The sequence below is a fragment of the Ectopseudomonas chengduensis genome (genome assembly GCF_900102635.1).
GTDB lineage: Bacteria > Pseudomonadota > Gammaproteobacteria > Pseudomonadales > Pseudomonadaceae > Aquipseudomonas > Aquipseudomonas chengduensis.
In genome coordinates this window covers 99,155-122,666 of record NZ_FMZQ01000003.1, presented here as the reverse complement: position 1 = coordinate 122,666, position 23,512 = coordinate 99,155, and the positions used below count along the sequence as shown (strand labels likewise).

At 61.1% G+C, this 23,512-nt stretch carries 26 protein-coding genes and 2 other RNA genes; 11 read left to right on the top strand and 17 right to left on the bottom strand.

Annotated elements, in window-relative coordinates; translation table 11 throughout:
- Positions 1-10: 10 nt before the first annotated feature.
- The 5 genes from BLS08_RS07235 to BLS08_RS26300 form a co-directional block, all read right to left on the bottom strand.
- Positions 11-1,357 carry a glutamine synthetase family protein gene (locus BLS08_RS07235; protein WP_055985071.1) on the bottom strand — a complete coding sequence of 449 codons (1,347 nt, stop codon included), beginning with the start codon at positions 1,355-1,357 and terminating at the stop codon, positions 11-13.
- Between the two features lie 29 nt (positions 1,358-1,386).
- Positions 1,387-1,944, bottom strand: coding sequence for a helix-turn-helix domain-containing protein (locus tag BLS08_RS07230; protein WP_055985074.1), 558 nt, complete (start codon positions 1,942-1,944; stop codon positions 1,387-1,389).
- 1 nt (position 1,945) lies between these two features.
- Positions 1,946-3,235, bottom strand: a complete 1,290-nt coding sequence (locus tag BLS08_RS07225; RefSeq protein WP_055985077.1) for an NAD(P)/FAD-dependent oxidoreductase — start codon at positions 3,233-3,235, stop codon at positions 1,946-1,948.
- Positions 3,236-3,313: 78 nt separating this feature from the next.
- The gene (locus tag BLS08_RS07220; RefSeq protein ID WP_055985079.1) at positions 3,314-3,613 is read right to left on the bottom strand and encodes an antibiotic biosynthesis monooxygenase; all 300 of its coding nucleotides are present in this window, start codon (positions 3,611-3,613) and stop codon (positions 3,314-3,316) included.
- A gap of 20 nt (positions 3,614-3,633) precedes the next feature.
- A complete protein-coding gene (locus BLS08_RS26300) occupies positions 3,634-3,780 on the bottom strand; it encodes a hypothetical protein (RefSeq protein ID WP_021489869.1) in 147 nt (48 codons plus the stop codon).
- A 329-nt stretch (positions 3,781-4,109) separates the two neighbouring features.
- On the opposite strand from BLS08_RS26300, the gene BLS08_RS07215 reads away from it, so the two are divergent.
- On the top strand, positions 4,110-5,057 hold the full coding sequence (locus tag BLS08_RS07215; RefSeq protein ID WP_021489870.1) for an AraC family transcriptional regulator: 948 nt from the start codon (positions 4,110-4,112) through the stop codon (positions 5,055-5,057).
- 103 nt (positions 5,058-5,160) lie between these two features.
- Here BLS08_RS07215 and BLS08_RS07210 read toward each other — a convergent pair whose 3' ends face one another.
- The 5 genes from BLS08_RS07210 to dnaX all read right to left on the bottom strand — a co-directional run bounded on the left by BLS08_RS07210 (position 5,161) and on the right by dnaX (position 10,246).
- Positions 5,161-6,309, bottom strand: a complete 1,149-nt coding sequence (locus BLS08_RS07210) for an acyl-CoA dehydrogenase family protein (RefSeq protein ID WP_055985083.1) — start codon at positions 6,307-6,309, stop codon at positions 5,161-5,163.
- A 66-nt stretch (positions 6,310-6,375) separates the two neighbouring features.
- Positions 6,376-6,954: an eCIS core domain-containing protein gene (locus tag BLS08_RS07205; RefSeq protein ID WP_055985084.1), complete on the bottom strand. Its 579-nt coding sequence runs from the start codon at positions 6,952-6,954 to the stop codon at positions 6,376-6,378.
- 30 nt (positions 6,955-6,984) lie between these two features.
- Complete coding sequence (gene recR, locus BLS08_RS07200) at positions 6,985-7,584, bottom strand: recombination mediator RecR (RefSeq protein ID WP_055985088.1); 600 nt, start codon at positions 7,582-7,584, stop codon at positions 6,985-6,987.
- A 211-nt stretch (positions 7,585-7,795) separates the two neighbouring features.
- The gene (locus BLS08_RS07195; protein ID WP_003460931.1) at positions 7,796-8,122 is read right to left on the bottom strand and encodes a YbaB/EbfC family nucleoid-associated protein; all 327 of its coding nucleotides are present in this window, start codon (positions 8,120-8,122) and stop codon (positions 7,796-7,798) included.
- A gap of 48 nt (positions 8,123-8,170) precedes the next feature.
- On the bottom strand, positions 8,171-10,246 hold the full coding sequence (dnaX, locus tag BLS08_RS07190) for a DNA polymerase III subunit gamma/tau (protein WP_055985092.1): 2,076 nt from the start codon (positions 10,244-10,246) through the stop codon (positions 8,171-8,173).
- A gap of 464 nt (positions 10,247-10,710) precedes the next feature.
- On the opposite strand from dnaX, the gene BLS08_RS07185 reads away from it, so the two are divergent.
- Together BLS08_RS07185 and BLS08_RS07180 are read left to right on the top strand one after the other, a co-directional pair.
- On the top strand, positions 10,711-10,932 hold the full coding sequence (locus tag BLS08_RS07185) for a hypothetical protein (protein ID WP_055985095.1): 222 nt from the start codon (positions 10,711-10,713) through the stop codon (positions 10,930-10,932).
- A 53-nt stretch (positions 10,933-10,985) separates the two neighbouring features.
- Complete coding sequence (locus BLS08_RS07180) at positions 10,986-11,273, top strand: DUF3509 domain-containing protein (RefSeq protein WP_021489876.1); 288 nt, start codon at positions 10,986-10,988, stop codon at positions 11,271-11,273.
- A 126-nt stretch (positions 11,274-11,399) separates the two neighbouring features.
- Here BLS08_RS07180 and ffs (BLS08_RS07175) read toward each other — a convergent pair.
- An RNA gene (ffs, locus tag BLS08_RS07175) (signal recognition particle sRNA small type) lies at positions 11,400-11,496 on the bottom strand.
- A 242-nt stretch (positions 11,497-11,738) separates the two neighbouring features.
- Between ffs (BLS08_RS07175) and BLS08_RS07170 the strand changes: the two genes are divergently transcribed.
- Positions 11,739-12,188, top strand: coding sequence for a GNAT family N-acetyltransferase (locus BLS08_RS07170; RefSeq protein WP_055985099.1), 450 nt, complete (start codon positions 11,739-11,741; stop codon positions 12,186-12,188).
- A gap of 104 nt (positions 12,189-12,292) precedes the next feature.
- On the opposite strand, the gene BLS08_RS07165 is transcribed toward BLS08_RS07170, so the two are convergent.
- Positions 12,293-13,126, bottom strand: coding sequence for a DUF5677 domain-containing protein (locus BLS08_RS07165; protein WP_055985102.1), 834 nt, complete (start codon positions 13,124-13,126; stop codon positions 12,293-12,295).
- Positions 13,127-13,463: 337 nt separating this feature from the next.
- Between BLS08_RS07165 and BLS08_RS07160 the strand changes: the two genes are divergently transcribed.
- The 5 genes from BLS08_RS07160 to BLS08_RS07140 all read left to right on the top strand — a co-directional run bounded on the left by BLS08_RS07160 (position 13,464) and on the right by BLS08_RS07140 (position 17,171).
- On the top strand, positions 13,464-14,042 hold the full coding sequence (locus BLS08_RS07160; RefSeq protein ID WP_055985180.1) for a recombinase family protein: 579 nt from the start codon (positions 13,464-13,466) through the stop codon (positions 14,040-14,042).
- Between the two features lie 380 nt (positions 14,043-14,422).
- Positions 14,423-14,707 (top strand): hypothetical protein, encoded by a 285-nt coding sequence (locus BLS08_RS07155; RefSeq protein WP_055985105.1) that lies wholly within the window; start codon positions 14,423-14,425, stop codon positions 14,705-14,707.
- Positions 14,704-15,423 (top strand): hypothetical protein, encoded by a 720-nt coding sequence (locus BLS08_RS07150; protein ID WP_055985108.1) that lies wholly within the window; start codon positions 14,704-14,706, stop codon positions 15,421-15,423. Before BLS08_RS07155 ends, BLS08_RS07150 begins: the two co-directional genes overlap by 4 nt.
- Before the next feature lie 392 nt (positions 15,424-15,815).
- Positions 15,816-16,319 (top strand): ribonuclease H family protein, encoded by a 504-nt coding sequence (locus tag BLS08_RS07145; protein WP_055985112.1) that lies wholly within the window; start codon positions 15,816-15,818, stop codon positions 16,317-16,319.
- Positions 16,320-16,451: 132 nt separating this feature from the next.
- On the top strand, positions 16,452-17,171 hold the full coding sequence (locus tag BLS08_RS07140; protein WP_055985115.1) for a hypothetical protein: 720 nt from the start codon (positions 16,452-16,454) through the stop codon (positions 17,169-17,171).
- On the opposite strand, the gene BLS08_RS07135 is transcribed toward BLS08_RS07140, so the two are convergent.
- The 3 genes from BLS08_RS07135 to BLS08_RS07125 form a co-directional block, all read right to left on the bottom strand.
- Positions 17,148-18,476, bottom strand: a complete 1,329-nt coding sequence (locus tag BLS08_RS07135) for a tyrosine-type recombinase/integrase (RefSeq protein WP_394327940.1) — start codon at positions 18,474-18,476, stop codon at positions 17,148-17,150. The genes BLS08_RS07140 and BLS08_RS07135 overlap by 24 nt on opposite strands.
- 141 nt (positions 18,477-18,617) lie before the next feature.
- An RNA gene (gene ffs, locus BLS08_RS07130) (signal recognition particle sRNA small type) lies at positions 18,618-18,714 on the bottom strand.
- A 104-nt stretch (positions 18,715-18,818) separates the two neighbouring features.
- Entirely contained in the window at positions 18,819-20,453 is a 1,635-nt protein-coding gene (locus BLS08_RS07125) for a methyl-accepting chemotaxis protein (protein WP_021489887.1), read from the bottom strand.
- Between the two features lie 196 nt (positions 20,454-20,649).
- Here BLS08_RS07125 and BLS08_RS07120 point away from each other — a divergent pair, with 196 nt between their 5' ends.
- Positions 20,650-22,242: an esterase/lipase family protein gene (locus BLS08_RS07120; protein WP_055985122.1), complete on the top strand. Its 1,593-nt coding sequence runs from the start codon at positions 20,650-20,652 to the stop codon at positions 22,240-22,242.
- A gap of 137 nt (positions 22,243-22,379) precedes the next feature.
- Positions 22,380-22,658: an HU family DNA-binding protein gene (locus BLS08_RS07115; protein WP_017677253.1), complete on the top strand. Its 279-nt coding sequence runs from the start codon at positions 22,380-22,382 to the stop codon at positions 22,656-22,658.
- A gap of 43 nt (positions 22,659-22,701) precedes the next feature.
- Here the strand turns inward: BLS08_RS07115 and BLS08_RS07110 are convergent, their stop codons facing one another.
- Positions 22,702-22,995 carry a copper-binding protein gene (locus BLS08_RS07110; protein WP_055985125.1) on the bottom strand — a complete coding sequence of 98 codons (294 nt, stop codon included), beginning with the start codon at positions 22,993-22,995 and terminating at the stop codon, positions 22,702-22,704.
- Positions 22,996-23,014: 19 nt separating this feature from the next.
- Positions 23,015-23,509: a cupredoxin domain-containing protein gene (locus tag BLS08_RS07105; RefSeq protein ID WP_055985128.1), complete on the bottom strand. Its 495-nt coding sequence runs from the start codon at positions 23,507-23,509 to the stop codon at positions 23,015-23,017.
- Between the last annotated feature and the right edge of the window lie 3 nt (positions 23,510-23,512).

Sequence of the window (23,512 nt, the reverse complement as noted above, 5' to 3'; positions counted from 1 at the left end):
ATCCGTGACATCACAGGTACCAGCGGTATTCGCGCGGGCTGATGTCGTGCATGAAGGCCAGGTGATCCTGGCGTTTGTTCTCGCAATAGACCATGACGAACTCGCTGCCCAGCCCCGCGGCAACGCGCTCACTGGCCTGCATGCGGCGCACGGCGTCGAGCATGTCCTTGGGAAAGTCGACGCCGCTGGTGCGGTCGTCATTGAGCGGTGCAATGGGCTCGACCTTGGCGTCGAGGCCATGCTCGATACTGGTCAGCAATGCCGCCAGCACCAGATAGGGGTTGGCATCGGCGCCCGGCAGGCGGAATTCCAGGCGCAGGTCGCGCGCGTCCGACTCGGGAATACGCACGCAGGCGTCGCGGTCTTCGAAGCCCCAACTGGCCTTGCTCGCCGAGTTCACCTGAGCGCCGAAGCGGCGATAGCTGTTGTGGTTCGGCGCGTAGATCGGCATCAGCTCCGGCAGCAGTTCCAGGCAACCGGCCACGGCATGCCGCAGCGGACGCTGCTCGTCACAGGCCAGCAGGTTGTCGCCCGCCTCGTCGTACAGGCTGACGTGGATGTGCATGCCACTGCCCGGATACTGCAGGTACGGCTTGGCCATGAAGCTGGCGCGATGGCCGTGTTTGAGCGCCACACCACGGGTCACCCGGCAGAACAGCGCCGACCAGTCGGCCGCCTGCATCGGATCCATGTTGTGGCTGAAGTTGATCTCGAACTGCCCCGGGCCGATCTCGGCGGTGATCACCGTGGTGTCGATGCCCTGCAGACGCGCGGTCTCGCTGATGTCGTCGAGCACCTCGGAAAAACGCGACAGCCGTTCGATGTGCATGTTCGGCTGGTCGTCGGCATCGCCACTCAGGTCATCGCGCGGGTACTGCGGCAAGCCGTCCTTGAGCGCCTTGTCGAACAGGTAGAACTCCAGCTCGAAGGCCACCACCGGACGAATGCCACGCGCGGCCAGGCGCTGCACCACGCGCGCCAGCACCTCGCGCGGCTCGAACTCGATCGGTGCTTCGGTGCCATCGGAGCTGATCAGCATCTGCCCCAGCGGCTGGCGCTCCCAGTTCACCAGCTTGAGCGTGCCGGGGATCAGTCGCCGTGGCGCGTCCGGGTCACCGTCATGGAAGCAGTAGTCGCCGATCTCGTACAGCCCGCCCTGAGCGCCGAGCAGCACGCAGTTCTGCGGCAGTTTCAGGGCGCTGCCGGCGGCGACCTTCTCCAGCATCTCGATGGGGTAGCGCTTGCCGTAGAAATGCCCGGGGATATCCAGACAGATCAGGTCGACGAAGCGCACCTCGGGGTGGACCTGGCGAAATTGACGGACTTCGTCGAGCAGCTCGACTCGGGTGGCGTTCATTGTGGTTATTTCCGGGTTCACGGGAAGGTTCAGGTGTAGATCCACAACACCCGCGCGGGGGTGTCGCCCTGGTTGGCATAACGCAGGCGCGCATAGCTAGGCACCTGGAAAACATCGCCGGGATAGAGGGTGGCACTTTCTTCGTCCTCGCCCAGCCACAGCGTCAGCTGGCCTTCGAGTACGTAGCCGGCCTGCTCGGAGCGATCGCTCATCTGCCGCTCGCCACTGCTGGCCCCCGGTTCGAGCAGGCTATCGACGACCATGAAGGCGCCCTGCAAGGTCGGCGACGCCATGATGTCGGTGATGCCACCGGCCAGGTACAGGGTGCGGCGCTCGTCCGGACGGGTCACCCAGTCCAGCGCCTTGGGCTTGGGCAGGCTGTAGAAATAGGTGGTGGGTACGTCGAGTGCCTCGCTGATGGCAGTCAGATCTGCCACGGTCGGGCGCGACAGGCCACGCTCGACCTGCGAGAGAAAGCCCACGGAACGACCGATGCGCTCGGCCAGCTCGTTGAGGGTGACCTTCTTGTGCTTGCGCAGGTCGTGAATGAGCACGGCCAGCGCGGCCATCTCCAGATTCTTGTCCATGTCAGAAATAGTCTCTTAATCGATACCAGGCCTTGCCGATGGCCTCGAGCGGTGCCGCCAGGCGCTCGCCGAATGGGAATTCGGGATTGCGCAGTTGCTGATACAGAGCCAGTTCGTCGTCATTGCCGAGAATGGCATCACTGACTGCCCGCGCCGCCGCCAGGGTCGGCAGCACACCATGCCCGGAAAAGCCCTGCAGCCAGTAACGGCCGTTCTCGCCGCCAACGTCGGGCGTGCGAGCACGAGTCACGTCGATATGGCCGCCCCAGGCAAAGTCGATTGCCACGCCTGACAGCTGCGGGAATACGCGCTCGAGGAACGGTCGCGTGGCCGCCGCCATGTCTCTCGGCAGGCCGCCCAGATAGGTACAGCCGCCGCCAAACAGCAGGCGGTGATCCGGGGTGCGGCGGAAGTAATCGAGGACGAACTGGTTGTCGGTCACACACGCATTGCGCGGCAAAAGTGCCTCGGCGCAGTCGGCGCCCAGCGGTTCGGTGGCGATCTGGTAGGTGCCGACAGGCAGGATGCGCCGCGCCAGACGCGGCTCGAGGTGATCGATATAGGTGTTGCAGGCCAGCACCAGGGTGTCGGCCTGCGCGCTGCCGTGCTCGGTACGCACCCGGTAGCCCGCGCCCTGCTTGTCCTGACTCAGCACACGGCTCTGCTCGAAGATCTGCCCACCGGCGCGAACGAAGGCTTCGGCTAGCCCGAGCGCCAACTTGAGCGGATTGAGATGCCCGGCCTCGGGGTCGTAGAGGCCAGCGCGGTAACGCTCGCTGGCGACCCACTCCGGCATCTGCTCACGAGAGACGAACTGCAGCGCGCGATGCCCCCATTTATAAGCGGCCTCCTCCTGCCACTCATGCAGCAGCGCCACACGACGTGGCAGCACTGCCGTCCACAGATGGCCGCGGCGGTAATCGCAGTCGAAGCCGTGGCGCTCGGGCAGTTCACGCAGCTCACGAGCTGCCCAGCTCATGCCATCCCACAGACGGCGGGCGCGTTCGATGCCCAGCGCCTTTTCCAGCGGCGGCATATCGCAGGACCAGCCCAGAATCGCCTGCCCGCCATTGCGTCCAGAGGCCGCCCAGGCCACACGACTGGCCTCCAGCAGAATGACCTTGCGGCCTGCTTCGGCCAGGCGCAAAGCAGTGTGCAGACCACTGAAACCAGCACCGATCACCAGCACCTCGCACTGCAAATCATCTTGCAGCACGGGATGATGCGTCAGTCGATCCTTGCAGCTATGGGCGTAATAGCTGTCGACGTGCTCACTGGCATGGCGAAACATAGACGACTCATGAAATTTAAAATAATTAATTTCATGAAAATCTATAGAGATAATTTCACAAAGGCAAGTCTGAGCGGCTCAGGCGACCTGCTGCTGCAATTCCATACCGCATTCGAGATGAGTGAACAGCCCTTCATCTATCGCCTGGGCCAAAACCCGACGCAGGCCTTCGCTGCCAAGGAAAGCGTCGCGTGCCGCTGCCGAACGCCACTGCCCTTCGACCTGCCATATCAACGGATCATTGCGCAGTGAGAACACACGCAGGCGCTCACAACCTGGAATATCTCGCCCGACCTCATGCAACCGCGCCAGGCACTGCCCCAACCGATTTGAACGGCCGTGACGGGCGCGAACGGTCATACGGTGAATGATGCTCATGGCAACCTCCTGGAACTGAATCAATACATACCAGCAGCGTTTCGCTGCAGAACATGGGGCGCTGCGTCCGGCTCGGCAAAAGCCGCTTCGCCAACGGCTCTTGAGTCAAGCCAGGCCGTGGCGAGCAATAACAGAGTCAGCGGTGCGATCAGCCATTTGCTGGGCATGGTTCGCTCCTTTCGTGAGGTATGTGAGCACCACTTAGCGGGTGATATGGCTACAGCATGCGTTCGAGCCGATGCAGAGGCACCGCTCGATGGCTACAAAGATCAGGCAGAAGGTCATCAGAGCGTTAGTCGATTTCTGGCAAATCCTTGCCTAAAACTCCATAGCAAGGAAATTACTGCAACCGAGTGCAGCTCACCCTGACTCCCTTGAAATACTCTGTATCACCGGTTATTTGCCCATTACTGGCAAATATTTGCCTAATCCTGCCGCCCCTCATGACTTGCCTGAAAAACCTGGCTAGGCTTCGCTGACTTTCCGGAGGCGCGCCATGCAGTCACCCATTCACACCGCCACAACTCTCGACACCCCCCTTGCCGAACTGAGCCACGAAATGGCGCGTCTGGTCGATCGCTTCGTCCCCGAGGACGGTTTGCACCTCACAGCGATTCCTGGCCTGAAGCTGGCACGCGCCACGACACCCAGCCTGCCGATGCAGACAGTCTACGACCCCTGCCTGTGCATCATCGCCCAGGGCCGTAAAGAGATACGTCTGGGTGACGAGCTCTACGTCTATGATCCGTTGAATTACCTGGTGGCGTCGGTGGTGCTGCCGGTAACCGGTCGGGTGATCGAGGCCAGCCCGGATCACCCCTATCTGAGCATTGCTCTGGAGATCGATCCCGCGCTGATCAGCAGCCTGCTCACCGAAATGCCAGCGATTCCAGCCCCGGACGCGGCCTCCCAACGGGCGCTGTTTCTCGATCGTCTCGACCCGCGCCTGCTGGATGCGGTGATCCGCCTGCTGCGCCTGCTGGAAACCCCATCCGACATCGCCATGCTGGCGCCATTGGCATTGCGTGAGATTTTCTACCGCATGCTGCTCAGCCCGCAGGGCCATCGCCTGCATGAAGTGGTCATCGCCGACAGCCAGAGCCAGCGCATCTCCCGCGCCATCGAGTGGCTGCGCAAGAATTTCGATCAGCCGCTGCGGATCGAGGAACTGGCCCGCGAGGTGAACCTGAGCCCCTCGACCCTGCACCATAGATTCAAGGCAGTCACGGCATTCAGCCCGCTGCAGTATCAGAAGCAGCTGCGCCTGCAGGAGGCTCGCCGGCTGATGCTGTGCGACAACCTCGAAGCGGCAGCGGCCAGCTACCGCGTCGGCTACGAAAGCCCATCGCAGTTCAGCCGCGAGTACAGCCGCCTGTTCGGCGATCCGCCACAACGCGACATCGCCCGCCTGCGCCAGGCTGCGCAGAATCAGGTCGCTTCCTGATAACCGCGCAGGACCATGCCCCCGTGGGAGGTGCTTCAGCGGCGAGCTTTTCCGCCCTTTTTGAGCATGATCGCAGCTAAAGCCCTTCCCACTGCGCGCCCGGCTACAGCCCCATCTGCTTCGAAATTATCTCGTTCATGATCTCTCGCGTGCCGCCACCAATGGAAAGGATGCGGTTGTCGCGGTATAGGCGCTCGACCAGGCTTTCGCGCATGTAACCCATGCCGCCCATGATCTGCACCGCATCGTAGGTCAGGCGATCGGCGATATCGGTGGCGAAGTTCTTGGCCATGGAGATCTCCTTGATCACGCTCCTGCCGGCCGCCATCTGCGCGGCCTGACGGTAGGTGAACTCACGGGAGACTTCGAGCTGCGTGGCCATCTCGGCCAGGCGGTGCTTGAGCACCTGGAACTTGCCCACCGGCTTGCCGAACGCCTGGCGCTCGCGCGCCCACTTCAGGGACTCCTCCAGGGCCAGTTGTGCGGTCATGTTGGCCATGATCGCCAGGCTCAGGCGCTCGCTCTGGAAGTTGGCCATGATGCAGGCGAAACCGGCATTCTCCGCGCCGATCAGGTTCTCCACCGGCACCTTGCAGTCGTCGAAGAACAGCTCAGCGGTATCCGAGGCCCACCAGCCCATCTTCTTCAGCTTGCGACCGACACTGAAACCCGGCGTGCCCTTCTCCACCAGCAACAGGCTGACGCCGCCAAAGCCCTCACCGCCGGTGCGCACCGCCACCGTGTAGTAATCGGCACGCACGCCGCTGGTGATGAAGGTCTTGCTGCCATTGACGCGGTAATGATCGCCGTCGCGCACAGCGCGGGTCTTGAGATTGGCCACGTCGGAGCCACCGGAGGGCTCGGTCACCGCCAGCGCCATGATCTTCTCGCCGGCCAGTACCTGCGGCACCACGCGCTCACGCACGGCGGGCTTGGCCCATTTGACGATGGGTGGCAGGCCGATATCCAGCGAACCGAGCCCGGCCACCAGGCCGCCGGAGCCACTGCGCATCAGTTCCTCGCTGGCCGCCACCTTGGCGAACACGTCACCCTCGTGACTGCCGCCGAGCTGCTCCGAGTAACCGATACCGAGAATGCCCGCAGCGCCAGCCTTGAGGTACAGCTCACGAGGAAACTCCTCGGCCTCCTCCCACTCGTCGATATACGGCAGGATTTCACGCTCGACGAAACGCCGGACGGAATCACGAACCAATTGGTGGGACTCATCGAAATACGACAGAGAGGCGGCCATGCGGGTACTCCCGTTATTATTTTGGCCACCCTAACCTAGCGCTTGCTTGGTTTTCAAGCGAGCGTTTCATTTCTGCTCGCGCAACGCCTTTCTCACCCGCTCGCCCATCTCGTAGGCTGGCCCTTCCACTGACTGGAAATTGCGCGTGTAACGCTGGGCGAAGCCATCGGTGCCCCACTCGCGGTATTGCTGCACATGCCACAATTCATGCGCCCACAGCGCCGCATCCTCTGCGGCGGCATCGGCGTTGCGAAACACCACCACGTCGACCAGCGTCACGGCCTGCACATCGGGGTTCTGCAGCATGACGGTGGCGGCGTCCATCTCGTCGGTGATGCCCACGCGAAAGCGCACTTCATCAAGCAATGCATCGTCGTAGAAAGGCGCGAGCTGGGCACGAATCATCAGAGGGATAGGTTCGGTGCCGGCTCGCAGTGCTGCCTGGCGAGATTGCAGCAACCAGGCTTCGAGACGCGCCGCCGCCATATTCAGGCCATCTTCACGTACCCGTACCGGATCGGGCACGCATAGGCAGGATGCGCCCAGGCACACCCGTACCTGCCCGGTCGGACATTGAGCCTGTGCAGCCAGAGGCGCCCCGAGCAGGAGCAGCAGAGCAATACGGCGCAGAGTGTCGGTGGTCACTGGCACTCCGAATCGAGAGGGTTTAACTGCTTACAGGCTGATCGGGCGCCGACCTGCCAAGGCATGGGCCAGGGTACCGCCGTCGACCAGTTCCAGTTCGCCACCGAGCGGCATGCCATGGGCGATGCGCGAGGCGACCAGACCTTTGCCGGCGAGGATCTGAGCGATGTAGTGCGCCGTGGCCTCGCCTTCCACCGTCGGGTTGGTGGCCAGGATCACTTCGCTGAAAGCACCGGCATCGATGCGCTCCAGCAGCGCAGGAATACCGATGGCTTCTGGCCCCAGACCATCGAGCGGTGACAGATGCCCCTTGAGCACGAAGTAACGGCCGCGAAAGCCGGTCTGCTCCACGGCATGAACGTCCATCGGACCTTCCACCACACACAGCAGGCTGTCGTCGCGGCGCTCGTCCAGACACAGCTGGCAGATTTCGTCCTCGCTCAGGCTGCGGCAGCGCTTGCAGTGCCCCACACCCTCCATCGCCGCATTCAACGCCTGAGCCAGACGCTGACCGCCACTGCGATCACGTTCGAGCAACTGCAAGGCCATGCGCTGCGCGGTCTTCTGGCCCACTCCGGGCAGGATGCGCAGGGAGTCGATCAACTGGCGAATCAGGGGGCTGAAGCTCATGGAAGTCCTGCAAAAGTTGGCGGGCAATGATCTGGTGGGCTAAAGCCCACCCTACGAACGGGTGCGTTTTTGCACAGCATTATCACGGGGCGACCGGACGGTATGCAGTACAAGGCGCGAAAGGCCCCGAGCACCGGAGTTTACGTCTGTAAATGAGGATGCTCGGGGCCTTTCGCAACGCAGTAATGCGTGCCGGCTGGGCGTCACATGCTCAGAAGGGCATTTTGAAGCCGGGGGGGAGCTGCATCCCTGCAGTCATGCCGGACATCTTCTCCTGGCTGTTCTGCTCGACCTTACGCACCGCGTCGTTGACGGCAGCGGCGATCAGGTCTTCCAGCACTTCCTTGTCTTCCTGCATCAGGCTGTCATCCAGGGTGATGCGCTTGACGTCGTGACGACCGGTCATCACCACGCTGACCAGGCCGGCGCCGGACTGGCCGGTGACTTCAGCGTTGGCCAGTTCTTCCTGCATCTTCTGCATTTTTTCCTGCATTTGCTGAGCCTGCTTCATCAGGCCTGCCATGCCACCTTTCATCATGTCGGTATCCTCGGTGTTCGGGGTTAAACAAGTCGTTGAAACGACCGGTTAGCTGGGAATATCGATAGGTTCGATGCTGTCGTCGCGCACCTTGGCCGCGAACTGCTGAATCATCTGCTGCACCAGCGGGTCGCCATGGATCGACGCCTCGGCGCTGCGCTGGCGGTCGGCACGGCGCCGGGCGGCGGCCTGCGCCGGGGTTTCCTGCTCAGGCTTGCACAGCTCGATACGCAGTTTGATGCTGCGCCCCTGTTGCTGGTTCAGCGCGTCATTGAGGCGACGCTGCTGAGTCGGATTGAACAGTGCACTGTGCGCCGGGTCCAGGTGCAGCAGCCAGTCATCGCCATTGGCTTCGATCAGGGTGCAGTTGGCGGCGATGCTGCCAGTCATGCCACCCAGGCCAAGCTGCGGGAACAGTGACAGCCACTCTGCCGCCAGACCGGTTGCGGGTTTAGCCGCAGGCAACGGCTCTTCAACCACGGGCGCCGCGGTTTCGGCTTGGCCGAAATCGTAGTCCAGGGTTTCGGCGTCCATTTCCACATAGTCGTAGTCGCCGAGCGGTGGCTCATCTTCACCACCATCTGCATCGGCTACCGGTGGCGCGACCTCACTCGGCGCGGGCACTTCGACCGATGCAACTTGCGCAACTACTGGCTCTGCGGTTTTCACCTCTGGCTCTGCTGGCGCAACAGGCTGAACGGGCTCAGCCACGGGCTCGGCAGCCTTGGCAGTTGCCCACGGCACATCAACCACAGGAGCAGCGGGCTCGGGATCGACGGGCAGATTAGCGGCCGGCGCTACAGGCACTTCAACAGGCTGAACCGGCTCACTCACGACAGGCGTGACACTCGGGGCCGGCACAACAGGGCTAGGCTCGACCACCGCCGTAACAACGGGAGTCTGTGCGACGGGAGCGATAACAGGAGCAGAAACCACAGGAGCCGGCATAGCGGTGCCGGCCACTGGGTTTTGTTGGGAATCAGCAGTGGCCTGGCTGATCCCCAAGGGCTTTAGCGTGACCTTGGGCGCGTCGTCGGCTCCCGCCGGGCGGAAGGCCAACATGCGCAGCAGCACCATCTCGAAGCCGCCGCGCGGTTCAGGTGCCAGGGGCAAGTCACGACGCCCGATCAAACCCATCTGATAGTAGAACTGCACGTCTTCGGCCGGCAGCGCCTGGGCCAGTTGCAGCACGCGTTCGCGGTCGCCCTGGCCATTGTCCACGGCCTCCGGCAGCGCCTGGGCTATCGCCACGCGGTGCAGGACGTTGAGCATTTCCGACAGCACGCCATTCCAGTCCGGCCCCTGCTCGGCCAGATGACGCACCGCTTCGATCAGTGCCCGCGCATCACCTTCGATCAGCGCATGCAGCACGCCATAGACCTGACCGTGATCGAGCGTGCCGAGCATGGCACGCACGTCAGCCGCCAGTACCTTGCCTTCGCCGAAAGCGATGGCCTGGTCGGTCAAGCTCATGGCGTCGCGCATCGAGCCATCGGCAGCGCGGCCAAGCAGCCACAGGGCATCGTCCTCGAACGGCACGTTCTCGGCGGTCAATACGTGGGTCAGGTGCTCGACCACTCGCTCCGGCGGCATGTTCTTCAGCGAGAACTGCAGGCAGCGCGACAGCACGGTAACCGGCAGCTTCTGTGGGTCGGTGGTGGCGAGGAGGAATTTGACGTGGGGCGGCGGCTCCTCCAGGGTCTTCAACAGGGCGTTGAAGGAGCTGGTGGAAAGCATGTGCACTTCGTCGATCAGGTAGACCTTGAAGCGACCCCGACTTGGCGAGTACTGCACGTTGTCGAGCAGCTCACGGGTGTCTTCGACCTTGGTGCGGCTGGCGGCGTCCACTTCGATCAGGTCGACGAAACGCCCCTCATCGATTTCCCGACAGACCGAACAGGTGCCGCAAGGGGTGGAACTGATGCCGGTTTCGCAGTTCAGGCACTTGGCGATGATCCGCGCAATAGTGGTCTTGCCCACACCACGGGTGCCGGTGAACAGGTAGGCATGGTGCAGGCGCTGACTGTCCAGGGCGTTGATCAGAGCCTTGAGCACATGCGTCTGGCCGACCATTTCGCGGAACGAGCGCGGACGCCATTTACGTGCAAGAACCTGATAACTCATGGAAAACCGTCATATGAGGAAAGCAAAAGTGGGCTAATCCTAGCGGAGCAACCGGCAAATTGCATCCGCCACCCGCTTGTGTGGAGCAGCATCGCCCTGACTTGAGAAATAACACTGGTCATTTCTTGCACAAAGCATTAGTATTCGCGCCGTTCGTACCACGCTGCAAGTCATTAAGGCCTTTGCGCCCCCTCGCTGGTTTCCCGGTTCAACGTCTAGCGCATCTCTGCGCTGCCGCCCTCCAAGATCCCATCTGCTGACTGATCAGGCCGACTCGCCGTTTATCGGCGCAGTTCCTCTGCCTGCCTCCGACGTACCGACCACGCCGAAGAACCGTAACAATGGAACTTTATCGTGCTAATCAAGCTCCGATCGGTTGACATGCTATGGCCGTTTTTCGGCCAACCACATGGAGCTACACCACGCGCAACGAAGCGCACATGCTTTAAGGAATACTTAGAAAAATGAATGCTCAATATCAAATTCAGAAAGCCATCAGCACCCTGACTCACGCCTTTGCACCGTTCGATTGCCGCATTCAGGCAACGCGCAAGGGCAGCTTCAGTTTTACCCTGGTCGACAAGACCGGTATCGCCCAGTACAGCCAGCGTCTCTACCCAGGCCAGTACAGCGACGAATCGCTGCAACAGGTGATCGAGCGTACCCGCCAGTCGCTCACTGCCTGAACTAAGTCGTCATCCTGAGGTCGAAGGTGACCAACCTCAGGATGGAGTAGGACATGGAACTCACCAACCAACAGCTCGTCGATCACCTGTTCAATCCGTTGCGTGCCAGCTTCAGCTCACCGCGCCCGGACGGCAGCATCATCCTCGCCCTGCTCGACGAGAGCGACATCACTGTCTACAGCCGCGTCCTGGCCAAGCCACAGATCAACGACCAGAATGCCTTCGCCCAAAGCCTGGAAGAAATCCGCCTGGAACTGGCCGTACGCGCCGGCAATATCCCAGCCGATCTGCGCAAGACGCTCAAGGAACAGGACAGCGTGTTGAATTACCGCATCGCCTGAGCCTGCAAACAGCCGAAAGCCCGCGCCCAAAGCGCGGGCTTTTTATTGCGCACAGCAAAAAACCGCCAGATAGACGCTGAAGATATTGAGATAGAAGGATGCAAGGGCTTGGAAACTGGAGGTGGACCCTACCAGCCACACCCCGGCACACAATGTTCCCGCTGTGGCTGCTCCCTTCCGGGCCTGACCAGGTTGACGGGTAATCGTTGCGAGGGGACCGGCAGGGCCACCATAACGCTGCCAAAAGCCCGTTCTAGAGCCTTCATGAGTCAGCGCCACCTCTGAAGCGGTCTTCACCAGACCACGCAGAAAAATGGAAATCGAGGCCATTGTAGGCGACTGCCTGGGTCAGCCTACAAGGCGCTTTGTATCACCTGTTTGCCCCCCTTTTGTACCACTTGCGGGACAGGATCGGGCTTCGCTTGATACAACAGCCATCACGCCAATCGATACCGGAACCGCCCCATGCCCAACGATGAAGAGATGCTGAAAGCCGCCAATGAGAGAACCCGTGCTTTCGCCGCGTTGTTGACGGAGTACCTACAGGTTCAGTTCGGGTACAAACGACCAGGAGTACGCCTTGGAATCTCCCGCTGCAGCGTGGATGCACGGACAGCCAAGTACGACCTCTACTTCCGGGTCACGCCCCCTTCCATGCACGGATGGAACAGCGACACGCTGGTGGTGTCGAGGATTGGCTTCACGAACCAGCGGCAAGGCCACGGCAGAGCACTAATGCAGTTTCTCGTCGAGGTTGCCGACGAAGTCCCCTACACCCACATCGGCGTAGAGCAGGCGAACCCTGACGCCACGGCCTTCGGGGCCCGGTTCGGCTTCGTGCGATACGGAGAAGGGAAAAATCTATTGGCGCCTGTCAGCACCGTCATGAGCAACCTGCGCCACGGCCGGCGGTGAACCGAACCGCCGAGACACCCGTGAAAACCTCAAGCCCCACGCCCTTTGGGCTCTAGCTGCGTGTGAGGGCGGGGATTGTACGACAGCTTCGTCCGAAGGGGAGTCTATTGAGGATCTACTCCTTCGATGGCCATTAGCTTGTTGAAGATGTCTTGCTCGGCCGCCACAGCGACTTCCATGCTTTGATAGGTGAAAAACGTGGAGAGGTAGCCCGCCGCCGCGTGTGCCACGGCAACGAGTATGTCCTCGACCTGGTGAACGGTAGCTTTTTGAAACTCTTCAACTGAAGCAGGTGCCCTGGCAGAGTAGAAGTAACTGACCCCGAACGGGGAGCCGTGGATGACTTCGGAGGATACGGAGTAGATCAATGCGTAAGCGGCAAGAAGCCGACTGCCGGCTTTTCTGCCCGCAGCTTGGCCCACGCGATTGATTCGGCTGGGAAGAGACAGTTTCGTCCAGGTATCTTGACCCTTCCCTGTGAACTCCTCGAACTCTGCTGGCGTGGAGCCCGCAGGCAAGCCACTGGAGGAAAGCTTCAGACTGAAGAGCCCTTCGCCAACGTTTCGGTTGTGCTGCTTCCAGTACCCGAACTTCACGTATCGAAGTGCCCGCTCAGACGTGGCGTTGTCCTGAGAGACCAGGAAGGCTGCGTTGATGAACGACTCCACTGCGCTTCTTGCAATCGGATACAGGTCTCTTACTGGAATGCCGCGCCAGTCAAGGCAACGCAGGATCGTACTCACCGACTGTCCCGCGCACATTGCTATCGGCTGCGACGCGCTGACGACGGAGGGTTCCAAAGAGCAATGCAACTGCGTTCCTGCCATTTCAGCAGGCCCCTGCGTAGCTACGAACAGGGCTACTCGTAGCAGTTCAAGTTGCTCTTGGAGTAATTCGACCAGTGCGGGGTTTGGGCATGTTGCGTTCTCCGTGTGCATCTGCACTCCGTGTGGCGGCAAGTTGAAAAGAAAAAATTTGTTCGGCCTTGAATATAAAGTGGTTTACAGACTTCCCCCCCTGGGGGCTGGTCTATCTATGCAATTGACGGTCAAAGCGTCGTTCAAGTCTACCTTCTAGAGTCGGCGTCAGGACGTTGCTGTCCGGCGCGAAGGCGGTATGAGGATGGCTCAGGAAGTACACCTTATGACCCAAGCCCGGCGACCTCACGACGACACGGCGGAATGAGCCCTGCAGATTGGCTCAATTGTGTTGACTTTCAATGAGCCACAAGGCAGATTGAGAGCCTACCTTATGAGCCAGTCGGAGCCCAGCACCATGACCACCATCCTCGCCTATACCCGCGTCAGTAGCGACGGCCAGTCAGTCGAGGCTCAGCGCCACGCCATCGGGCAACGCTACAAGGTCAGCGACGATGGATGGTTCACCGACGAGGCCACCAGCGGCACCACCAAGGCGCTGGAGCGGACAGGATTCAAGGCGTTGTTCACCTTCGCCAGGAAGGGCGACACCGTCATCGTCGCAGCCATCGACCGCCTGGGGCGCAACACCATCGACGTCCTGGAGACAGTCGAGGCACTGAAGGCCAAGGGCGTCACCGTCGTATCCATGCGTGAAGGCTTCGACCTATCAATGCCCACTGGCAAGCTCATGCTCACCCTACTGGCCGGGGTCGCCGAGCTGGAGCGGGAGAACATCAAGGCCAGGCAAATGGCGGGGATCGAGAAGGCCAGGCAGGACGGTCGCAAGCTGGGCGCCCCCAAGCAGCACGACGACGCGGCTATCGCCTCCTGGAGGAAGGAGAACGGCGCCAGCATACAGGCCACTGCCGACCACTGGGGCGTCTCTACGGCCACCGTGAAGCGGGCCTGTAGGGCACACCCGGTCGAGGCCTGAGCGCCACTCCAGCAGCAAGCCAGGCGGCTCTAGGAGCAGGCCACGACGAGCGCCTGGCCAATGACCACCGTCGACCTGGGCCACCCTCACGGTGCTCGTGCAGGCCTTTTACGGCCCCCCCATTGGACAACCAGCCACAGCCCCTGCAGCCCCTCCTGGCCATTTACGGCCACCCCAATGAACAACCAGCGCAAAGGCCTGCAGTAAGTCGATTTTGATTTACGGCCATACATAGTAAACCTGGGCGCATCGCTCCTCACTCCAACGGCTGGAGAGCGCCCTCCACTACACCTCCCATCAACGACGACCACAACACACCCTGCCCGGAGCCCTCCAGGCGGGGCGCTTGCGTTCGCTCTATCACTAAGGACTTCGATCCAATGAACACCACCCCCAAGCTGGTGCGGTTGAACCTGCACCTGCGCCCTGACCACATCGACCGACTGACCACCCTGGCCTGCGCCTTGGGCAAGAAGAAGTGCCGCGACACACGCCTGGCTGAAGCCATGGAGCTGGCCCTTACAGCGGGCTTGTCCTGGGAGGATGACGACCTCCTGGACTTGGCCCGGAGCGACCGTGAGGAGCCTCGCTGGCTCGCCCTCGGTCCCATCGTCAGACGGCCCAATGCCACGTCCATCCTGGAGACCGGGAGGCGAGCACAATGAGGCCGACCGATAGCCAGAAGCAGCAGGTCATCCAGCTACTGCAGACCAAAGCCTCCGAACGCGCCATTGAGGAGCAGACCAAACTCTCCCGACGCCAGATACGCAAGATCAAGCAAGAAGTGAAGGAGACCAAGGATGACAATCCACTGGTTCTTGAGCATCAGGTAACAATGACACGCGCCGCTGCCATTGCCGAGTTGGTGAAGTTGAGCACACGACCAGGCGGGGTACGTCGCTCTGAGATGTGGCCGGTCTTGCGTGAATTGTATGGTCTTCGCCTGGACCGCGATAGGCGGACGTGGATGCTCGACATGACGGACTCCCAGTATCAGTACCTGAAGAAGCAGGTCACGAAAGCAGCCTCTGCCAAAGGCAAAGAAGCGTTGTTCATTCCCGAGTGGCTTCCTCGACAGGCCCCCGTTGCTGCCAACGATACGCTGGTCAGCATGGCCGGATACCTCCACGACCGAGCCCAGGAGTATGTCTCCGAGTTCATGTCCCTCTTCCCGAGTGCATCCAGGAAACACGCTTTCACGGAGCTGGTCAGCCTTGCGTTCAAGCAAGCGTCCCCCGAACCTGTCGAGATCAAGTGCCAACGGCACGCTGAGACTGCTGAACTACTTCAAGGACGACTCGGCCATATGGCCCAACGACCAGCAGCAAACGATGCCCCAACCGTCAAGCCCGACGCCGAACTTGATCGGCTATGCCTCTGACCTCAGACAGTAGCCATACCCCAGAAAGATGCTTGCAGGGCAGTCGCGCATCAACTGTCTGAACAAGGAAAGCCTGACCATTAACAATGAAGTGAGGATGGACTAAGGACTACCCACCTCTGTCCGTCCTCCTTGGTCTTTTTCCTTGGTCGGCCTCTTCGGAAAGCCGACAGCAGCTGCGCTACTACCGCCCTCCACGACCACCCCTGACATAACGCTCCCAAGGCTGCATTGAAAGATGCATCCCAAATGGACCAGTGAACCACCTATATCTCTGTCGGGAATTGGTCCGCTCCAACCTGCTCGTCCTATCCCCCACCAGTCGCCAGGCGCCCTCCGCTGAGGATGCCGGGAAGGTTGCACCCAAAATTCACCATCGAGGAACACACCACATGACCGCACGTACCTACACCGCCTTCACCGACGGCTCCTGTATCAACAACGGCAGCCTCATCGCCAGGGCTGGCTGGGGAGTCCTTGTCCGCAACCCTGAAGGCGCCACCATGGAAGCCGCAGGCCCACTGGGCGACGGCCACCATCCGACCAACCAACGCGCTGAACTGACCGCTGCAATCGAGGCCCTGAAGATCATCAAGAAGCCTGCAGTGGTCGACCTCTACACCGACAGCAAGTACGTAGTCCTCGGCATCAACGAATGGCTGCCAGGCTGGAAATCCAGGGGCTGGAGGAAGTCTGATAAGAAGCCCGTCGAGAATACCGACCTATGGCAGGTCATCGATACCCTGCTCGGCCAGTGCAACGTCACCGCCCACTGGGTCAAGGGGCACAGCGGCCACGCCGAGAATGAACATGTCGACGCCCTGGCGGCCAAGGCTGCACAGTTCCAGAAGTCGCACCGGAAGCTGATTCCGGCTGAAGAAACATCCATGGTCTAACCCGCTATCACGCCCTGCAGAGCCATCCCCAGGAAGGTTCGCACGGGCGTGCCTTCCCCCCTGCTGTTTTCTGGTCGACCTGACCAAGCGCGGCCTAGAAGCCCTCGAACAAATCCATACCTGAGTACCTACATGTCCACCGACAAGAAGAAACGCACCATCCTGAAAGCCCGCACCCCGCGTGGCGTCTTCCGCTTCCCCGCCCTCGACAAGCCCGACTACGGCACCGAAGCCTTCCCGAACCCGGATGGCCAATACAAGGTCGGCGTCATCCTGAGCGAGGAGGCTGCACAGCCCCTACTGAAGACCCTGGCACCGCTCCTGGATCAAGCCATCGCTGAAGGTCAAGAAGGCTTCGCCGGCTTGAAGGTCGAGCAGCGCAAGAAGCTGAAAGAGCTGAAGGTCAATGACCTGTTCAGCGTCGAGTACGACAAGGAAACCGAGGAGCCGACCGGCAACCTGATCTTCAACTTCAAGATGAAGGCTAGTGGCACCTCCGTGGACAGCGGTATGACATATACGCGGAAGCGCCGACCGGCCCTCTTCGACGCGAAGGGCAAACTGCTGACAGGCAAGTTGCCGGAGATTTGTGACGGCACTGTAGGTATCGTTGCCTTTGAGGCTTTGCCGTACTTCATCTCTGCTATCGGTATGGCCGGCTTAATTCTCCACTTGGAGGCTGTCCAGATCATCGAACTGCAGAGCGACCATAGGCACACGGCAGCGGATTATGGCTTCGACGAAGAAGAAGGCTGGAGTGTCCCGGAACAGGCCCGACCACCGGCCGCCGTCATCAGTATCGCAATCAATTGCCGACAATGCCTGGCTTCACAAGGCAGTCAAGCCGACTAGCTCCACCACGGGCACCAGCACCTCCGGCCTGAAGTCTTTCCCGTAACGACCGAACGTTATCCCGCCTGTCTGATGCCCCAGTACACCGCCGACCAGCGCCTCAGAAACCCCCTTCTGCTTCAAGTGGTCTGCGAATGTATGGCGGAAGCTATGGAAGTCCTTCTTCCCCTCAAAGCCCAGCTGCGCCCTGACCCGAGCGAACCACTTGGAAGGGGCAGCACTGTAGCCATGCTTCTTGTGAAGGGTCAGCTCCGGGAATAGCCGCGCATGCCCATCTACACGCAGGCTGGCGACATACTCGATGAACCCAAGGGCCTTCAGGCGAGAGTGAATCGGGACCAAACGCTCAGAGCCATCGTTCTTGAGCTTCTGGTCCGGCCGACCCTTTCGTATGTGAATACAGTCCACACCATTAACGACCACGATATCGTCCAGGTACAGCTGACACAGTTCATTCAGCCGTGCGCCCGTATAGAGCCCCAACAGGGGTAGCCAATACTGATTCGGCTTAGGCCCATTTGCAGGCGCGTACCTGCTCCTGTCGAACAAGGCCTTCAGGTCGGCCTCAGTGAACGCCGAACGCTCCTGGTTCACCTTCCCCCTGCGCTTGATGCCAAGCCTGTAGAACGGGTTCTTATCGCAGTAACCCTCCCGGATGGCATAGGCGAAGAACGTCGTCAGGTTCTTCACGTAGTTGTTGAAAGTGGTCTGACTGATGGTGGTCTTGGCCTCGGTAATGGCCTGTTCCAGGGACGTGACGGACAGCTGGTGTATCCGTGGCGGCAGCTTCAACGCGGTCTCCCGGAACTGCTGTGTCTCCTTGCGGGTGATGAAGTTTATAGGGTGGTCTCCGATGACGCGGACAAACAGGGAAGCCATTGCCCGCTTGTCGTCCAGGGTCTTGGTAGAGACACCTTCCCGAGCTTGCTGACGTAGGTATTCGTCAACGACTTTGGAGAACAATGGGGCCAGCGGCGGCTCGTCACGAATGGGGACCGTATTGGCCTTCTGCGGCCCCCTGCTCGGCTGCGCCCTAGGATTAGCTATCACGGCCTCGAAGGTACTAACCAACTGCTGCTGGCGCAGCCAGGAGGCCCAGCTAGCGACGCGCTTCCCACCCGCCTCCCAGGCACCGATCAGGAGGTCCAACGATGGCCGACGCCCCTGGAATGCCTCAGTGAACAGTCGCTGGGCCTGCAGCAGAAGCTCACGCCCACGGATCAACGCCTCCCTACGGCAGCGCGTCTGGAGCGACCTGCGTATCTCCCGTTGAGGGAACAAAGGGCGAATGACTTCAGGCACCACGATACGGAAATAGAAGACCGAATGGCGCGACAGGAGGAGGTAAGACGGGACAGTAGACACGGATGTATCACTCCTTGTACCACTGCGTGGAATGGAGTGAAAAACCCTTCAGAATCAATGACTTATGTCACTGGAGGTGGACCCCACCAGCCACACCCCGGCACACAATGTTCCCGCTGTGGCTGCTCCCTTCCGGGCCTGACCAGGTTAACGGGTAATCGTTGCGAGGGGACCGGCAGGGCCACCATAACGCTGCTCGCCATTGCGACGAGCCGCGCCATTGTAACGGCTAAACGTAAACTTACAACTGCTTCAAACACTTAGATACGCGAGACACTGACGTCACACCCGGAAACGTCCCACCAACTGGGCCAGCCCGTGGGACAGCTCGGACAGGTGTTGGCTGGCACGCGTGCTCTGTTCGGAGGTCTGCGCCGCTTCGTTGGAGAGGTCGCGAATGTCGCTGATATTGCGCGCGATTTCCTCGGTAACGCTGCTCTGTTCCTCGCAGGCGGTGGCGATCTGCGCAGCCATGTCGTTGATGCGCTGCACCGAATCACCGGTCACGCTCAAAGCCTGGTCCACACCGGCAGCCTGCTCCACGCTCTGCCGCGCCCGTGCGCTGCCTGAATGCGTGGCCTTGACCGCATTCTGCACACCAGCCTGCAGACGCTCGATCATCTGCTGGATGTCCTTGGTCGACTCCTGGGTACGCGCTGCCAGCGCTCGCACCTCATCGGCGACCACGGCAAAACCGCGGCCCTGCTCCCCTGCCCGCGCCGCCTCGATGGCCGCGTTGAGCGCCAGCAGGTTGGTCTGTTCGGCGATGCCCTTGATCACCGCCAGTACCGCGCCGATGTTGGCGGTTTCCTGCTCCAGGGTCTGGATGGTGTCGGATGCGCTCTCCACTTCCTGGGCCAGTTGGCGGATCGAATGAATGGTCGCACCGACCACCTGGGCGCCTTCTCGCGACTGGACCTCGGCATGGCGCGCGGCATCGGCAGCATTCTGCGCATTGCGCGCCACCTCATGCACGGCCACGCTCATTTCTGTGGCCGCAGTGCTGACCTGATCGACCGCCGCGTGCTCGCTGCTTATCAATCGATCATTGGCGGCCGCCATGCCTGCGAGACTCTGTGCCGAGTCGGCCACCTCACCAGTGACCCTGCCGACTTCCTTGATCAACGGCTGCAGTTTGTCGAGAAAGCGGTTGAAGGCGTGGCTGAGCTTGCCCAGTTCGTCCCTGGAGAGCACGTCCAGGCGCACCCGCAGGTCGCCGTCACCGTCAGCGATCTGTTCGATGCGATAAAGCAGGTTATGCAGCGGACGGGTCACCAACAGCGGGAAGCCCACCACCAGGACCAGGCACACCAGCAGGCCGATGGCGATGATCAGTCCCTGCTGCCAGACCAGCGCTTCGCCGCGTGCAATGGCATCGGTGCCAACGGCATTGGCGGCGTTGTCTTCCAATTCACCGAGCTTGTCGATGGCAGTGCGCGCCTCTTCGAACTGCGCCTCGCTGTCGCCAAAGCTAAGCCGACTGGCGCCTTCCGGATCACTGGAGGCCAGCTCCAGCACTCGCTGCGAGGTGGCCTTCCAGCGCTCGAAGCCACGATCGAACTCGGCCACCAGCGCCAGCGCCTCGCTGCCGGGCTGCATGTCGGCGAACTTGTGCACACGGTCGTAGGCCTGCTGCAGGTTCTCGGCGTGAGTTTTCTTGAGCGCGGCGACGTGATCCTCGGCACCCTCATCAAGCAGGCTACGCTCAGCGACGAAGGCCTGATAAAGATCGCGGTCGGCGTTGAGCAGCAGGCTGATGGCCGGCAGATGGCGATTGGTCAGCGTGGTACTGGATTCGGCGACCTGAGTGATACCGCGCACACCCAAGGTTCCCATCGCTACCAGCAAGGCGGCCAGCAACAGAATGGGCAGGGCAATCTTCCAGCGGAACCCCAGATCGGCAAATGCGCGCAACATGATGGCACTCCAGCATTAGGCAAGTATCAGTAGCTTAGTCGAGCCTTGCCAAGTCGCCGTCTGGCGGTGCAAAAATCCGGAAAACCTCTGGCGCTGAACTAACCTTCTCCACTATTACCCGCGCCACTCGTCGCATCCCGCAGTTCGGCCATGATGAGCATTCCCGAGGCACGCGCACGCCACCTCAGGAGCAACCATGGCCAATTCGCATAGCCCCTTCCATCCGATCATCTACGTGCGTGGCTACGCCATGACCCCGGGGGAGATCGACCAGACCAGCGCCGACCCGTTCTGCGGTTTCAACCTCGGTTCTACCGTCTACCGCGCGGTAGCGGAAAAGACCCGCCAGCCACGCAAATTCGTCTTCGAGTCGCCAGTGATCCGCCTGGCCACGGAATTCGACTATCAGGACGTATACGAAGACGGCTACGACATTCTCGACCCGGAATGGGCCGCCAATACCGACAATCGCCTGGGCAGCCGTTCGATCATCATCTATCGCTACTACGACGAGGCCTCACGGCTGCTGGGCATCGGCAGCACACCGAGCCTGGAGGTATTCGCCAGCAAGCTTGGCGAGCTGATACTCAAGGTGCGCGAGCTGATCTGCGCCAACCCCAAGAACGGCATTAGCAAGACCGACTTTCGCTGCTATCTGGTGGCCCATTCGATGGGTGGCCTGGTCTGCCGTGGCCTGCTGCAAAATCCCAAGCTGGATCCGGACGGCGCGGCTCAGCTGGTGGACAAGGTGTTCACCTACGCTACCCCGCACAACGGCATCGACCTGCTCGGCATCAACCCGCCGAGCTGGCTGAACCTGAGCGATATCAGCAATTTCAACCGCCAGCGCCTGGCGACCTTTCTGGATCTGGAAGCTGCCTACAAGCTCACCGAGCGCGTCGACTGGCTACCCGAGGCACGCTTTGCATCCAAACGATTCTTCTGCATGGTTGGCACCAACCGCATGGACTACGAAGCTGGCCTGGGCCTGTCGCGTACCTTCGCCGGCCATGGCAGCGACGGCCTGGTGCGCATCGACAACGCGACCCTCTGCGGCCTGGACGCTAGCGGCAAACCGACAGCGCCCTGCGCCAAGGCCTTTACCTATCGAGCGCATTCCGGCTACTTCGGCATCGTCAACAGCGAGGAGGCTTACCAGAATCTCACGCGCTTTCTGTTCGGCGATGTACGTGTGGACATCTGGGCTGAAGTCGACGCCATCACCCTGCCCAAGGAGCTGCGCAAGTCTGAGAGCCAGGGGCAAACGGTCAATGCCCTGTACCAGTTCGAAGTGCTCGCCGCCCCCCGTGGCAAGCTCTGGTACCTGAGCCGGCGTACTGCCGAAGAGGATTCGGTGGCCTGTCTCGCCCACCAGCACTGGCTCAAGGCACCGCAGGAGAACGGCAAGCTATTCCTTGGCAGCCTGTTTCTGGCTGATCGGGCGCGCGTGAACAGTAGGCGCAAGGGGCTGGCCTATACCTTGACCTTTAACGTGCGAGTGCCGGACTACGAGGTGGAGCGCAAGCTATGGGTCAACCAGCATTTCGAGGGCAGCTACCTGTTCCGCAACAGCCTGGTGCTGGAAATAACCCCGCCTGGCGCCGACAGCGGCTGGCAGGTGAGCCACGCCTGGCAGAACCAGGGGGTGCACAGCGCCGACCATAAACTCGATGGCAACCTCCAGAACGATGGAAGCCTGGAGATCGAGGTGCCGTTCGACAGCGCCAGCGAACCCGGCATCAGCGGCAGGCTGCGTTTTTTGCTAGCACGCTGGAACCACCAGGACTGATGCGACACTAAGCCCTATCGGCAGTGCCCGTTGCGGCACTGCCGAATCATGTCTTTTATGTTAGCGTTCCCACGTTTTCGACTGCGCAGATCCATATCGGCAGCATCGAACCTCTCACCTGCAAACGGAGTTACATCATGGCAATCACCAAAGACCAACTGATCAGCGACCTGGCCGAGGCCGTATCCCTGCCCAAAGCCACTGTCCGTACCCTGATCGATCAGCTGGGCGAAATTGTCGGCGACGCACTGGAAAACGACGGTGAGATCACCCTGCCAGGCATCGGCAAGCTGAAAGTGAGCGAGCGCCCGGCACGCACCGGCCGTAACCCGCAGACCGGCAAAGCCATCGAAATCGCTGCCAAGAAAGTGGTCAAGCTGGTACCTGCCAAGGCCCTGACTGACGGCCTGAACTGAGTGTTCGCCAGCCCAGGCGCAATGCCTGGGCCGGCTCTCCTGGCTACTCCACTACCTGCAGTTCGGTAACGATGTAACGGCTACCCTGCTGCTGCACTTGAAACTTCACCTTCTCTCCTGCTGAAACCCCTTCCAGTAGTTCCGGCTTCTCGACCTCGAAGACCATGGTCATCGGCGGCATGCCGATACTGGCGATGGGGCCGTGGCGCAGGGTGATCTTCTGCGCAGCGGCGTCCACCTTGCGCACCTCGCCCTGGCTCAGCGGCGCGGGGTCGGCGGCCTGCAACGGCAGACTGAACAGGGCGGCCAGCGCCGCGATCATCAGTTGCTTCTTCATGCGTGTTTCCTCTCGTAGGTCAGTCGGCCAGCACCTGGATGGTACCGACCATGCCGGCCTGGTAGTGGCCGGCGATCAGGCAGGCGAAATCGAATTCGCCGGCGCGGTTGAAGGTCCAGATCATCTCGCCGCTCTGCCCCGGCGCAACGTGAGCCATATAGGGCTCGTCGTGCTGCATACCGGGAAAACGCAGCATTGCCTCGGCATGTTCATCCAGGGTTTCGCGGGTACCGATGACGAACTCGTGGAGGATCTTGCCGTCGTTGTAATGGACGAAACGAATGGTCTCGCCCTGCCGGACCTGCAGCCGATCCGGAGTGAAACGCATCTGATCAGTCATGCGGATCTCGATGGTGCGGTCGACTTCGCTGGCATCGCCGGCGATACCCCAAGGCTTTTGCTCCTTGATCGTTGCGGCGGCCTGATGCCCCTCGTGCATTTCGCTGTGGGCCAGCGCTGCCGGGCTGCCGAGCAGCCCGATCAGGGTCAGAACCAGTAACTGTGCTGTTTTCATCGG

What these genes read in the sequence shown, in the direction of transcription:
- BLS08_RS07125 (WP_021489887.1), bottom strand. Translation starts at nt 20,453, where the DNA reads ATGTTGCGCGCATTTGCCGATCTGGGGTTCCGCTGGAAGATTGCCCTG.
- BLS08_RS07195 (WP_003460931.1), bottom strand. Translation starts at nt 8,122, where the DNA reads ATGATGAAAGGTGGCATGGCAGGCCTGATGAAGCAGGCTCAGCAAATG.
- BLS08_RS07160 (WP_055985180.1), top strand. Translation starts at nt 13,464, where the DNA reads ATGACCACCATCCTCGCCTATACCCGCGTCAGTAGCGACGGCCAGTCA.
- BLS08_RS07230 (WP_055985074.1), bottom strand. Translation starts at nt 1,944, where the DNA reads ATGGACAAGAATCTGGAGATGGCCGCGCTGGCCGTGCTCATTCACGAC.
- BLS08_RS07225 (WP_055985077.1), bottom strand. Translation starts at nt 3,235, where the DNA reads ATGTTTCGCCATGCCAGTGAGCACGTCGACAGCTATTACGCCCATAGC.
- BLS08_RS07140 (WP_055985115.1), top strand. Translation starts at nt 16,452, where the DNA reads ATGTCCACCGACAAGAAGAAACGCACCATCCTGAAAGCCCGCACCCCG.
- BLS08_RS07145 (WP_055985112.1), top strand. Translation starts at nt 15,816, where the DNA reads ATGACCGCACGTACCTACACCGCCTTCACCGACGGCTCCTGTATCAAC.
- BLS08_RS07105 (WP_055985128.1), bottom strand. Translation starts at nt 23,509, where the DNA reads ATGAAAACAGCACAGTTACTGGTTCTGACCCTGATCGGGCTGCTCGGC.
- BLS08_RS07155 (WP_055985105.1), top strand. Translation starts at nt 14,423, where the DNA reads ATGAACACCACCCCCAAGCTGGTGCGGTTGAACCTGCACCTGCGCCCT.
- BLS08_RS07165 (WP_055985102.1), bottom strand. Translation starts at nt 13,126, where the DNA reads ATGCACACGGAGAACGCAACATGCCCAAACCCCGCACTGGTCGAATTA.
- BLS08_RS07110 (WP_055985125.1), bottom strand. Translation starts at nt 22,995, where the DNA reads ATGAAGAAGCAACTGATGATCGCGGCGCTGGCCGCCCTGTTCAGTCTG.
- BLS08_RS26300 (WP_021489869.1), bottom strand. Translation starts at nt 3,780, where the DNA reads ATGCCCAGCAAATGGCTGATCGCACCGCTGACTCTGTTATTGCTCGCC.
- BLS08_RS07170 (WP_055985099.1), top strand. Translation starts at nt 11,739, where the DNA reads ATGCCCAACGATGAAGAGATGCTGAAAGCCGCCAATGAGAGAACCCGT.
- BLS08_RS07120 (WP_055985122.1), top strand. Translation starts at nt 20,650, where the DNA reads ATGGCCAATTCGCATAGCCCCTTCCATCCGATCATCTACGTGCGTGGC.
- BLS08_RS07185 (WP_055985095.1), top strand. Translation starts at nt 10,711, where the DNA reads ATGAATGCTCAATATCAAATTCAGAAAGCCATCAGCACCCTGACTCAC.
- BLS08_RS07180 (WP_021489876.1), top strand. Translation starts at nt 10,986, where the DNA reads ATGGAACTCACCAACCAACAGCTCGTCGATCACCTGTTCAATCCGTTG.
- dnaX (WP_055985092.1), bottom strand. Translation starts at nt 10,246, where the DNA reads ATGAGTTATCAGGTTCTTGCACGTAAATGGCGTCCGCGCTCGTTCCGC.
- BLS08_RS07210 (WP_055985083.1), bottom strand. Translation starts at nt 6,309, where the DNA reads ATGGCCGCCTCTCTGTCGTATTTCGATGAGTCCCACCAATTGGTTCGT.
- BLS08_RS07215 (WP_021489870.1), top strand. Translation starts at nt 4,110, where the DNA reads ATGCAGTCACCCATTCACACCGCCACAACTCTCGACACCCCCCTTGCC.
- BLS08_RS07220 (WP_055985079.1), bottom strand. Translation starts at nt 3,613, where the DNA reads ATGAGCATCATTCACCGTATGACCGTTCGCGCCCGTCACGGCCGTTCA.
- BLS08_RS07150 (WP_055985108.1), top strand. Translation starts at nt 14,704, where the DNA reads ATGAGGCCGACCGATAGCCAGAAGCAGCAGGTCATCCAGCTACTGCAG.
- recR (WP_055985088.1), bottom strand. Translation starts at nt 7,584, where the DNA reads ATGAGCTTCAGCCCCCTGATTCGCCAGTTGATCGACTCCCTGCGCATC.
- BLS08_RS07115 (WP_017677253.1), top strand. Translation starts at nt 22,380, where the DNA reads ATGGCAATCACCAAAGACCAACTGATCAGCGACCTGGCCGAGGCCGTA.
- BLS08_RS07235 (WP_055985071.1), bottom strand. Translation starts at nt 1,357, where the DNA reads ATGAACGCCACCCGAGTCGAGCTGCTCGACGAAGTCCGTCAATTTCGC.